The 11,902-nt window shown below is 71.0% G+C and carries 10 protein-coding genes; 8 read left to right on the top strand and 2 right to left on the bottom strand.

Translation table 11 applies throughout. The annotated features are described in order from the left end of the window. Nucleotides 1–97 precede the first annotated feature (97 nt). Complete coding sequence (locus ACZ69M_RS19580) at nt 98–1,069, bottom strand: serine hydrolase (RefSeq protein ID WP_470051340.1); 972 nt, start codon at nt 1,067–1,069, stop codon at nt 98–100. A 149-nt stretch (nt 1,070–1,218) separates the two neighbouring features. Here ACZ69M_RS19580 and ACZ69M_RS19575 point away from each other — a divergent pair, with 149 nt between their 5' ends. Next, a complete protein-coding gene (locus ACZ69M_RS19575; RefSeq protein ID WP_470051339.1) occupies nt 1,219–1,950 on the top strand; it encodes an SseB family protein in 732 nt (243 codons plus the stop codon). A gap of 50 nt (nt 1,951–2,000) precedes the next feature. On the opposite strand, the gene ACZ69M_RS19570 is transcribed toward ACZ69M_RS19575, so the two are convergent. Then, nucleotides 2,001–2,357 carry a DUF1844 domain-containing protein gene (locus ACZ69M_RS19570; RefSeq protein ID WP_054236133.1) on the bottom strand — a complete coding sequence of 119 codons (357 nt, stop codon included), beginning with the start codon at nt 2,355–2,357 and terminating at the stop codon, nt 2,001–2,003. A 382-nt stretch (nt 2,358–2,739) separates the two neighbouring features. Between ACZ69M_RS19570 and infC the strand changes: the two genes are divergently transcribed. The 7 genes from infC (at nt 2,740) to pheT (ending at nt 11,609) form a co-directional block, all read left to right on the top strand. After that, nucleotides 2,740–3,456: a translation initiation factor IF-3 gene (infC, locus tag ACZ69M_RS19565; protein WP_470051708.1), complete on the top strand. Its 717-nt coding sequence runs from the start codon at nt 2,740–2,742 to the stop codon at nt 3,454–3,456. Nucleotides 3,457–3,611: 155 nt separating this feature from the next. Beyond that, a complete protein-coding gene (gene rpmI, locus ACZ69M_RS19560) occupies nt 3,612–3,806 on the top strand; it encodes a 50S ribosomal protein L35 (RefSeq protein WP_007829094.1) in 195 nt (64 codons plus the stop codon). 96 nt (nt 3,807–3,902) lie between these two features. Then, complete coding sequence (gene rplT / locus ACZ69M_RS19555; protein WP_054236131.1) at nt 3,903–4,286, top strand: 50S ribosomal protein L20; 384 nt, start codon at nt 3,903–3,905, stop codon at nt 4,284–4,286. A gap of 1,358 nt (nt 4,287–5,644) precedes the next feature. Beyond that, a complete protein-coding gene (locus ACZ69M_RS19550) occupies nt 5,645–6,502 on the top strand; it encodes a TrmH family RNA methyltransferase (protein WP_470051336.1) in 858 nt (285 codons plus the stop codon). A 53-nt stretch (nt 6,503–6,555) separates the two neighbouring features. Continuing rightward, the gene (locus tag ACZ69M_RS19545; protein ID WP_470051334.1) at nt 6,556–7,800 is read left to right on the top strand and encodes a sensor histidine kinase; all 1,245 of its coding nucleotides are present in this window, start codon (nt 6,556–6,558) and stop codon (nt 7,798–7,800) included. 180 nt (nt 7,801–7,980) lie between these two features. Beyond that, nucleotides 7,981–9,105 carry a phenylalanine--tRNA ligase subunit alpha gene (gene pheS / locus ACZ69M_RS19540; protein WP_470051332.1) on the top strand — a complete coding sequence of 375 codons (1,125 nt, stop codon included), beginning with the start codon at nt 7,981–7,983 and terminating at the stop codon, nt 9,103–9,105. Further along, a complete protein-coding gene (gene pheT, locus ACZ69M_RS19535) occupies nt 9,105–11,609 on the top strand; it encodes a phenylalanine--tRNA ligase subunit beta (protein ID WP_470051330.1) in 2,505 nt (834 codons plus the stop codon). Before pheS ends, pheT begins: the two co-directional genes overlap by 1 nt. Nucleotides 11,610–11,902 lie beyond the last annotated feature (293 nt).

The raw sequence follows: 11,902 nt of genomic DNA, 5'->3' as shown, positions 1-11,902 counted from the left end.
GCCCGGGGAACTGCTTCAGGGGCGCGGGGAACTGAGCGCCCAGCCACAACGCGCCGCACCCGAACGGACACCCCGCACCTCTACGGCTCCGCCGAACTCACGCGGAGCCGAACGCGGCCACCGCCGCCTTCGCCGCCGCCTCCACCACCGAGATCCCCTTGGCCTTGGTCGTGTTGCCGTTGGACAGCGCCGCCACCAGGTACTCGTCCCCGTCGACAGCGACCCGGCCGATGCTGTTGATGTCCCACAGCCCGGTCGAACTCCGCGCCAGCCACCCGTTCTTGAGGGCCCACTGCGTGCCGTCGGCCGCCGCCGACACCCCCCAGTGCTGATCGGCGGCGATCTCGCCCATCAGCTCCTGGAGATACGTCCGCGAGGCCTCGCTGAGTTCGGAGTCGTCCCCGAACACCTGCTGGAGCAGGGTGAGCTGGTCGGCCGCCGTGGTCTGGGTCAGCCCCCACAGCGCACCGTCCCCGCCGGAGGTAGCGGTCAGCCCGAACCGCTCGTTCGCGGCGTCGAGACCGTCCGCCTGCCCGATGATGTCCCACAGCGCGGACGCGGACACGTTGTCACTGTTCGTGATCATCGCGGTGGCGTACGTCTTCTCCGCCGCCGTCAGATGCCGGTCCGCGTCCTGCGCCTGGAGCAGCAGCGTCGCGAGGATGTCGACCTTGACGATGCTGGCCGTGTCGAAGGCTCCCTCGCCGTAGGCGGCGCCCTCGCCGGAGTCGATGTCGAACACCGCGACCGAGACCGCCGCGCCGTTTTCCAACGCCACCGCCTTCATCGTCTTGGCGAGCAGGGCGTCCCGCTCCACCGTGGGATCCGTCACAGGTTCCACCGATGCTTCCTGGCTGGGGGACGACGCGGACGACGCCGAGGACGACGACCTACCCGGCGATGCCGAGGGGGAGGATACGAGGCTCCCGCGGTCGTGCGCCTGTGCCTTCACATAGACGGCACCTGCCGCCGTACCGCCCACGAGGACGGCGGAAGCCACGACGGTGTGGACGAGGGTCCTGCGTCCGGAGCGGCGGATGCGACGCCGACGAGCTCTGTGAGGGGCCATCCCGCGATGCTCGGGGCGCTGCCTGTGCCCGGCGTTAGACGCATGTTAGAGGTGTGTCAGCGAAAGCTGAGAATCCCGTGAAGGCTGTCAACGCCAGGTTTCAGGGCCCGCACAAGCCCAGCAGCATCCCCCCGATAGGGTCGGGGACCGTGGCGAACAAGAACATTCCCGACTCCGGCTTCCCCGACGACGACGGCTCGGCCGATCCCCGGCTGAGCGCGGCACTCGCGGCCTGGGCCGAGGACCGCACCGCCGTGGGGCCGGTCCTGGAGGCGCTCAAGGGCGCCCGGCTCCTCGTGCCCGTCGTGGCCGTCCTCGGCGAGGTCGAGGAGGACGAGAACGGGCTGCGTCACGAGAAGACCAGCGACATGGCGGTGCCCACCCTGAAGGCCGGCGACCGCACGGCCCTTCCCGCCTTCACCTCCACCGAGTCGCTGGCCCGTTGGGACCCGGCGGCCCGCCCCGTCGCCGTACCCCTGCACCAGGCACTGCAGGCCGCCGCGCACGAGAAGGCCGACACGGTCGTCCTCGATCTGGCCGGTCCGGTGCCGTACGAACTGACCGGCTCTGCATTGCTCGCCCTCGCCGAGGGGCGTACGACGGCGGACCCGCTCGCCGATCCCGCCGTGGTCGAGGCGGTACGCGCCGCCGTGGCCGCCGAGCCCGCCGTACTCCGCGCCCACCTGGGCCCCGGCCAGGCCGACGGCACGCTCGCGCTGGTACTGGACCCGACCGCGGCCCCGGCCGAAGCCGCCCGCGCGCTCGCCGGGCGGCTCGCCGCCGACGAAACACTGAGGGCCCGCCTGGTGCGCGGTCTCGACCTGGCACTGCTGCCGGCCGGGACGACGCCACCGGGCGAGCCCTTGTACGTACGTCAGTAGAAAGAAAGAGGGAGCGGGAGAGGCACCAAGGCCTCTCCTGCGGGCACGACCTAGCCGTAGATCGGGCCGGTGTACTTCTCGCCCGGGCCCTGGCCCGGCTCGTCCGGGACGATCGACGCCTCGCGGAACGCCAGCTGCAGCGACTTCAGGCCGTCGCGCAGCGGGGACGCGTGGAAGGAGCTGATCTCGGTCGCGCTCGCGTCCAGCAGTCCGGCCAGCGCGTGGATCAGCTTGCGCGCCTCGTCGAGGTCCTTGTACTTGTCGCCCTCCTCGGTCAGACCGAGCTTCACGGCGGCGGCGCTCATCAGGTTGACGGCGACCGTCACGAGGACCTCGACCGCGGGGACCTCGGCGATGTCGCGGGTCATGCTGTCGAAGTCGGGGTTCTGGGGAGGGGTGTCACTCATGTCCCACACGATAGGCCCCGGCACACAGGCACCCGTCCGCGGGAGCGCGGAGGCGCTCGGTTAGCGCGGGCCCGGGGGAGCTGCTAACCTTGTGTAACGACCGGCCGGATGCGCCCCGACGTATGTCAGCGTGCTCGGCCCACAAGTGGAGGCTCCGATCTCCCACCCGACCGTCCTCAGGGATGGCGGGTCACCCGGTCAGGCGGCCACCACCGTTCCGTACGGACGGTGGAGTCGCCCGAATGCGCGCCCCGCGGTTCACCGCGGCGGTGCTCCGGTATTCCTTGGAGCCCCGCCTGTGTACCGTCCGGGGCATTTTTCATGCCCCGCGGTGGTTGGTCCAATGTCATCAGAGACATACGCGGCTGTCCGCCAGACCGCCGTGTGGTGCTACCGAGGAGGATCCATCAGCACCGAGCCCCGCATCAACGACCGGATTCGCGTTCCCGAGGTGCGACTTGTCGGTCCCAGCGGCGAGCAGGTCGGGATTGTTCCGCTTGCCAAGGCGCTGGAGCTTGCGCAGGAGTACGACCTCGACCTGGTCGAGGTGGCGGCGAGCGCGCGTCCGCCGGTCTGCAAGCTCATGGACTACGGGAAGTTCAAGTACGAGTCGGCCATGAAGGCCCGTGAGGCGCGCAAGAACCAGGCGCACACGGTCATCAAGGAAATGAAGCTCCGGCCGAAGATCGACCCGCACGACTATGACACCAAAAAGGGTCACGTCGTCCGGTTCCTCAAGCAGGGCGACAAGGTCAAGATCACGATCATGTTCCGCGGTCGCGAGCAGTCCCGGCCGGAGCTCGGCTACCGACTGCTGCAGCGTCTGGCTTCGGACGTCGAGGACCTCGGGTTCGTCGAGTCGAACCCGAAGCAGGACGGCCGAAACATGATCATGGTTCTCGGTCCGCACAAGAAGAAGACCGAGGCGATGGCCGAGGCCCGTGAGGCCCAGGCGGCTCGTAAGGCTGAAGCGAAGGCCAACCCCGGTCGCTCGCAGAACGCCGCCGACGGTGAGATCACCGAGGGTGAGATCGCCGGGGGCGAGACCTCCGAGGCCGAGACCGCCGAGGCCCCGGCCGAGGCTTCCGCCGAGGCCTGATCCCAGGGCGAAGGCTCCGGGGAGTCCGGGACGACAGTCCAGGGAGTCCACGGGACGTGAGTCCGGGGATGTCAATCGATACATACATGACGTTCCACCGTGCCCGGTTTAACGACCGGGCATCGGAACGCCACTGACGAGGAGAGAACGGCGCTATGCCGAAGAACAAGTCGCACAGCGGTGCCAGCAAGCGCTTCAAGGTCACCGGCTCCGGCAAGGTGCTCCGTGAGCGCGCCGGCAAGCGCCACCTGCTCGAGCACAAGTCGTCGCGCCTGACGCGCCGCCTCACCGGCAACGCCGAGATGGCCCCGGGCGACGCCAAGAAGATCAAGAAGCTTCTCGGCAAGTGACGTCGGGCGCGCACCGCGCGCCTGATCTCCGACCGGGACCCAATCGATTTCGGGCCGTGTGACGACAGCCACGGCCCCGCTACAAGGAGTTAAAAAGTGGCACGCGTCAAGCGGGCAGTCAACGCCCACAAGAAGCGCCGGGCGATCCTCGAGGCGGCCTCCGGCTACCGCGGTCAGCGTTCGCGCCTGTACCGCAAGGCCAAGGAGCAGGTCACCCACTCGCTGGTCTACAACTACAACGACCGCAAGAAGCGCAAGGGCGACTTCCGTCAGCTGTGGATCCAGCGCATCAACGCCGCTGCCCGCGCCAACGGCATCACGTACAACCGCTTCATCCAGGGTCTGAAGGCCGCGAACATCGAGGTCGACCGCAAGATCCTGGCCGAGCTGGCCGTGAACGACGCCGGTGCGTTCGCCGCGCTGGTCGAGGTCGCGCAGAAGGCGCTGCCGTCGGACGTCAACGCGCCGAAGGCCGCGTGACGCTCGCGCTCGCCTGAGCCGTACGTCGCTGTGGACCCGCTTGCCTCACGGCTTGCGGGTCCCGGTGCGTTTGGGCTCCGCCGGTCTGCCGGGGCACGCTGCGCGTCGGCGATGGCGGTTCGGCACCGCCGGATGCCGCCGTCGCGGCGCCGTACGGTACGTCGGCCGCGGGGGAGTCCTGGCCCGGAACGGCACCGAGCGCCGCGTATGACGCGTCGCGTCCGGTGCCCCCACCGGGGAGACACAGCCCACTCGCAACGCCGAAGCCGACCGGCCGGGCACACCCAGCCGGTCGGCGACGGGGTTGTGTCCCGACGGACGCCTGGCCTCCGGCGGGCCACCCAGCCGCTCGGTTCCGGGCCTGGTGCCGGGACTCGGTCCCGGCCGACGCCTGGCCTCCGGTAGGACACCTAGCCGTTTGGTTCCGGGCCTGGTGGTGGGGTTCTGTCTTGGCGGAGGCTTGGTCTCCGGTGGGGCACCTGACCTGTGGGCCCTGGGTCCGGTGGCGGGGTTCTGTCTCGGCGGCCGGCTGGCCTCCGGTGGGACACCCGGCCGTTTGGTTTCGGGTCTGGTGGTGGGTTCCGTCTCGGCGGATGCCCGGTCTCCGACTGGGATACCGAGCCGTATGGTTCCGGGTCTGGTGGTGGGGTTCTGTCTTGGCGGAGGCTTGGTCTCCGGTGGGGCACCCGACCTGTGGGCCCTGGGTTCGGTGGCGGGGTTCTGTCTCGGCGGCCGCCTGGCCTCCGGTGGGACACCCGGCCGTTTGGTTCCGGGTCTGGTGGTGGGCTCCGTCTCGGCGGATGCCCGGTCTCCGACTGGGATACCGAGCCGTTTGGTTCCGGGTGTGGTGGTGCGGTTCCGTCCCGGCCGGTGCCTGGTCTCCGGTGGGACACCCGACCCGTCGGCCCCGGTCCCGGCGGGGACTGCTGGCAGGTCGGTTCCTGGTCTGATGGTCGGGATCCGTCCCGGCCGGTGCCCGGCTTCCGGTGTGACACCCGACCCGTCGGCCCCAGGCCCGGCGGCGGGGCTCCGTTTCGGCGGATGTGGCCTTGGGCCTCCCGCGGGGACTAGCCGGCCGGTCGGTCCCCGGCCCGCTTCGTTCTGGTGGGCGGGGTGTGCCCGGGTGGTGTGCTCTGTCGGAGCTGGGCTGGGCCGAGAGTCCGGCACCGGCTCGTCGTAGCTCTGCCGGACCGGGCGTCCGAGGTCGCCGGGATCCCGGTCGGCGGACGCCGGGCGGCTGGTCGGCCCGGTGCCCGAAACCTGGACCCGGTCCGCGTTCTCGTCGTGTTCTCCGAGGGGACCCCGCCCCGCCCCGTCCCACCCCAAGCCGACCCTCCGCAACCCCCCGAGGTGACCCGATGCCCGCCGACCCCGAGCTGATCTCCCCGCGCTCGCCGCGCGTAGCCGCCGCGCGGCGGCTCGCACGGCGGAACTTCCGTGGCAAGGAACGGCTGTTCCTCGCCGAGGGACCGCAGGCCGTGCGCGAAGCGGCGGCGCACCGCGCCGACGACGCGGCCACGCTCGTCGAACTGTTCGCGACCGTCGAGGCCGCGGAGCGCTACGCCGACATCGTCGGGGACGCCCGGTCCGCCGGAGCCCGGGTGCACCTCGCCGACGAGGAGGTGATCGCCGACATCTCGACCACCGTCACCCCGCAGGGGCTCGTCGGGATCTGCCGGTTCCTCGACACCCCCTTCGAGGAGATCCTCGCGGCCCGCCCCAAGCTCGTCGCCGTACTCGCGCACGTCCGCGACCCCGGGAACGCCGGCACGGTGCTGCGGTGCGCCGACGCCGCCGGCGCCGAGGCCGTCGTACTCACCGACGCGTCCGTCGACCTGTACAACCCCAAGGCCGTACGGGCCTCGGTCGGTTCCCTCTTTCACCTGCCGGTGGCCGTCGGTGTGCCCGTGGAGGCAGCCGTACAGGGCCTCAAGGACGCCGGCGTACGGATCCTCGCCGCCGACGGAGCGGGCGAGGACGACCTCGACGACGAGCTCGACAAGGGGACCATGGGCGGCCCCACCGCCTGGGTGTTCGGCAACGAGGCCTGGGGGCTCCCGGAGGAGACGCGCGCGCTGGCGGACGCCGTCGTGCGCGTACCGATCCACGGAAAGGCCGAGAGTCTGAACCTCGCGACGGCCGCCGCCGTATGTCTCTACGCGTCCGCCCGTGCACAGCGCGCCTCCGGAGGGTGCCGCTCCGTCACCGACAGCTAGTAGGGTGACGGGCTCGGGGGCCCACTGCGCCAGACGAGAGGTGGGGTACGGGGATGGGTGTCGGCACGAGCGGTGCGAAGAGCGCACCGCGCGCACGGGACGTGCGCGACACACCCGCGCTCCCGCGCGCCGGTCAGCACGACGATCGACTCGATGCCGATCATGACGCCGGTCATGACGCCAGTCATGACGTCGATCACGGTGCCGGGCTCGGTTCGCAGCCGGGGGGCGAGCTCGGTATCGACCCCGACGACCTGCCCGACGGACTCGTCATCGCCGACGAGAACGGCCGGGTCATCCGCTTCAACGCCGCCGCCGCCCGCATCACCGCCGTCCCCGCCGCCGCCGCCCTCGGACGCCACCTGGAGTCGGCGCTTCCCCTGGAGGACCTCGAAGGCCGTCGCTGGTGGCAGCTGACCGACCCGTACGGCGGCCTCGCGATCCGCGTCGGACAGCCCGAGCGGAATCTGCTGCTCCCCGGGGGACGTGAGGTGCTCGTCTCCGCGCGCTACGTACGCACCGCGCCCACCGGGCCCGTCCGCCGCGTCGTCGTCTCGCTGCGCGACACCGAGGCCCGCCGGCGCACCGAGCGCAGTCACGCAGAGCTGATCGCCACGGTCGCCCACGAGCTGCGCTCCCCGCTCACCTCGGTCAAGGGATTCACCGCCACCCTGCTCGCCAAGTGGGAACGCTTCACCGACGACCAGAAGAAACTCATGCTGGAGACCGTCGACGCCGACGCCAACCGGGTCACCCGGCTCATCGCCGAGCTGCTCGACATCTCCCGCATCGACTCCGGCCGACTGGAAGTGCGCCGGCAGCCCGTCGACATCGGCGCCGCCGTCGGCCGCCACATCCAGGCGTATGTCGCCTCGGGCCAGCCCGCCGACCGCTTCCTGCTGCGCATCGAACAGCCCCTGCCGCCCCTGTGGGCCGACCCGGACAAGATCGACCAGGTGCTGAGCAACCTGCTCGAAAACGCGGTGCGGCACGGCGAGGGAACCGTCACTATTGACGTCACGCCCTCGGCGTCCCCGCGCGAGCGTGAGGACGGCGAGAACGCGACCACGTCGGTCACTGTGAGCGACGAGGGCACCGGCATCCCGGAGGAGTCCATGAACCGCGTCTTCACCCGCTTCTGGCGGGGCAGCAAGCGCGGCGGCACGGGCCTCGGGCTGTACATCGTCAAGGGCATCGTCGAGGCCCACGGCGGCACCATCACGGTCGGCCGCGCCCCCGGCGGCGGCGCCGAGTTCCGATTTACGTTGCCCGTGGGCACCCCGGCGTACCTGCTGTAACGCCGAAGAGGCCCCACGGGCGCAGTCGTACCGGAGCCACCCCTCGGACTGCGCGTCCGAGGTCGGCTCCCACCCCGTTAGACTCGGCCTTTGGCACCTTTGCGTCCCCGTTTCAGGGACCATGCGTCCCCCGAGTCGGGACGGGGACCATCCGCCAGCCAACCGGAAGCACGGGAAGAGATGTCGGCACCGAATAAGTCGTACGACCCTGTAGAGGTCGAGGCCTTGAAACCGGAAGAGATCGAGCGCATGCGGGACGAGGCGCTCGCCGCCTTCGCCGCCGCCGGTGACCTCGACGCGCTCCAGGAGGCCAAGGTCGCCCACACCGGCGGCACCTCGCCGCTGGCCCTCGCCAACCGCGAGATCGGCGCCCTGCCCCCGCATGCCAAGGCAGCCGCGGGCAAGCTGGTCGGCCAGGCCCGGGGCGCGGTGAACAAGGCCCTCGGCGCCCGTCAGGCCGAGCTGGAGGCCGAGCGCGACGCCCGGGTACTGGTCGAGGAGGCGGTGGACGTCACGCTGCCGTACGACCGCGTACCCGCCGGCGCCCGCCACCCGCTGACGACCATGATGGAGCGCGTCGCGGACGTCTTCGTGTCCATGGGATACGAGATCGCCGAGGGCCCCGAGGTCGAGGCGGAGTGGTTCAACTTCGACGCCCTGAACTTCACGCCCGACCACCCGGCCCGGCAGATGCAGGACACCTTCTTCGTCGAGGGCCCGACGGGCGACCACGGTGAGTCCGGTGTCGTGCTGCGCACCCACACCTCGCCCGTGCAGGCCCGCGCCATGCTGGACCGCGAGCCGCCGGTCTACGTCGTCTGTCCCGGCCGCGTGTTCCGCACGGACGAGCTGGACGCCACGCACACCCCGGTCTTCCACCAGATCGAGCTCCTCGCCATCGACGAGGGCCTGACCATGGCCGACCTCAAGGGCACCCTGGACCACATGGTCCAGTCGCTCTTCGGCGCCGACATGAAGACCCGGCTGCGCCCGAACTACTTCCCCTTCACCGAGCCGTCCGCCGAGATGGACATGCTCTGCTACGTCTGCAAGGGCGAGTCCGTCGGCAACCCCGACCGCCCCTGCCGGACCTGCTCCTCCGAGGGCTGGATCGAGCTGGGCGGCTGCGGCATGGTCAACCCGCGGGTGCTGGTCGCCTGTGGTGTCGACCCGCAGAAGTACAGCGGATTCGCCTTCGGGTTCGGCATCGAGCGGATGCTGATGTTCCGCCACAACGTCGAAGACATGCGAGACATGGTCGAGGGTGACGTCCGGTTCACCCGGCCGTTCGGGATGGAGATCTGATGCGGGTCCCGCTTTCTTGGCTGCGGGAGTACGTCGACCTGCCGGCGACGGAGACCGGCCGCGACGTCCAGGCCAAACTCATTTCGGCAGGCCTCGAGGTCGAGACCGTCGAGCAGCTCGGCGCCGACCTCAAGGGTCCCCTGGTCGTCGGCCAGGTGCAGTCCATCGAGGAGCTGGAGGGCTTCAAGAAGCCCATCCGCTTCTGCCTCGTCGACGTCGGCACCGCCAACGGCACCGGTGAGCTCCAGGAGATCGTCTGCGGCGCCCGCAACTTCGCCGTCGGTGACAAGGTCGTCGTGGTCCTGCCCGGCGCCGTGCTGCCCGGCAACTTCGCGATCGCCGCGCGCCAGACGTACGGCAAGACCTCGCACGGCATGATCTGCTCCGGCGACGAGCTGGGCATGGGCGACGACGGCAGCGGCGGCATCATCGTCCTGCCGCCGGAGATCGAGGTGGGCACCGACGCGATCGAGCTGCTCCAGCTCGTCGACGAGGTCCTCGACATCGCCGTCACGCCCGACCGCGGCTACGCCCTGTCGATGCGTGGGGTGGCCCGCGAGGCCGCCATCGCCTACGGCCTGCCGCTGATGGACCCCGCGCTGCTCGACGTACCGGCCCCGAACGCGTTCGGCTACCCGGTGCGGGTCTCCGACCCGATGGGCTGCGACCGCTTCACCGCGCGGACGGTGACGGGCCTCGAACCCGAGACCCTCTCGCCGATCTGGCTGCGCCGCCGCCTCCAGAAGGCGGGCATGCGCCCGATCTCGCTCGCCGTCGACATCACCAACTACGTGATGCTGGAGCTCGGCCAGCCCCTGCACGCGTACGACCGCACCCGCGTCCAGGGCGCGATCGGTGTGCGCCGGGCCGAGCAGGGCGAGAAGCTCACCACCCTCGACGGCGTCACGCGTACGCTGGACGCCGAGGACCTGGTCATCACCGACGACCGCGGCCCCATCGGTCTCGCGGGCGTCATGGGTGGCGCGAACACGGAGATCGACGACACCGAGGGCACCACCACCGAGGTCGTCATCGAGGCCGCGCACTTCGACGCGCTCTCGATCGCCCGCACCGCCCGCCGTCACAAGCTGGCCTCCGAGGCGTCCAAGCGCTTCGAGCGCGGCGTCGACCCGCAGGCCGCCTCCGCCGCCGCGCAGCGCACGGTCGACCTCCTCGTCCTCCTCGCCGGCGGCACCGCCGACGCCGGGGTCACCGAGGTCATCGCACCCTCCGCGCCGCACAGCATCACCATCCCGGCGAACCACCCGGACAAGGTGGCAGGCGTCGACTACGGCCGCGAGACCGTCGTCCGCCGCCTCCAGCAGGTCGGCTGTGACGTCTACGGGCAGGACGAGCTGATCGTCACCGTGCCGTCCTGGCGGCCCGACCTGACGGACCCGAACGACCTGGCCGAAGAGGTCATCCGGCTCGAGGGCTATGAGAACCTGCCCTCGACCCTGCCGAAGCCCCCCGCGGGCCTGGGCCTGACCGGCCGGCAGCGGCTGCAGCGCCGGATCGGCCGCGCGCTGGCCGGCGCCGGATACGTCGAGGCGCTGAACTACCCGTTCATCGGCGAGCACGTCTTCGACCAGCTCGGCCTGGCCGCCGACGACCCGAAGCGCAAGGTCGTCAAGCTGGTCAACCCGCTCTCCGACGAGGAGCCCGCACTCCGTACGACGCTGCTGCCGGGCCTGCTGCACGCCCTGCGCCGCAACGACGGCCGCGGCAGCCACGACCTGGCGCTCTTCGAGACCGGGCTCGTCTTCCAGCCGCAGGACGAACTGCGCGTCGCGGGCCGCCTGCCCGTCGACCGCCGTCCCACCGACGAGGAGATCGCGTCCCTCACGGCCGCGCTCCCCGTCCAGCCCCGGCACGCCGCCGTCGTCGTCGCGGGCGCCCGCGAGCAGGCCGGCTGGTGGGGCAAGGGCCGCCCGGCCGACTGGGCCGACGCGATCGAGGCCGCGCGCTCGCTGGCCCGCGAGGCGGGGACCGAACTCCTCGTCCGCTCCGGCCAGTACGGGCCGTGGCACCCGGGCCGCTGCGCCGAACTGGCCGTCGTCGCCGACGGCCAGGAGAAGGTCATCGGACACGCCGGTGAGCTGCACCCCGGCGTCCTGAAGACCCTGGGTCTGCCCGCGCGCACCTGTGCGATGGAGCTGGACCTGGACGCGCTGGAGCAGGCGAGCGCGGGCCTCCCCAAGGGCCCGAAGATCTCGACCTTCCCGGTCGCCACCCAGGACGTGGCGCTGGTCGTCGACAAGACCGTCCCGCACGTGGACGTCGAGGCGGCGCTGCGCGAGGGCGCGGGTGAACTCCTCGAGTCCATCAGGCTGTTCGACGTCTACGAGAACGGTGAGCAGCTCGGCGAGGGCAAGAAGTCCCTGGCCTACGCGCTGCGGTTCCGCGCCGGCGACCGGACGCTGACCGTCGACGAGGCCTCCGCGGCGCGTGACGTGGCCGTGGCGCTCGCCGCCGAGCGCACCGGAGCGGTGTTGCGGAGCTAGCTCCGTCGGCAGTGCCGGGGAACTGCGGGTTGCCCTTCGGCCGCGCGTATGGCGTGGCTGGGCGCGCAGTTCCCCGGGCCCCTTCGGGGCGCGCTTCCCCTGGCCCACCTGCATAAATGCGGTTGTCCGAAGCTGTGTCACTCATTCGGGTGGCAAGTCGGGGCGATCTGGCCCGATCGGGGCATGTGGTCGACAGAATCGGACCGGCCTCTTGAAGGTCGTCTGCGCTGTCAGGGCCTATTGGGGGGCCAATCGGCATGATCCGTATCAAGGCTGGGGCTCCCCGCAGGGCG

It is taken from the genome of Streptomyces sp. NPDC107454 (assembly GCF_055582885.1).
The sequence above is the reverse complement of the archived record's forward strand: the minus strand, read 5'-3'. Positions and strand labels throughout refer to the sequence as shown.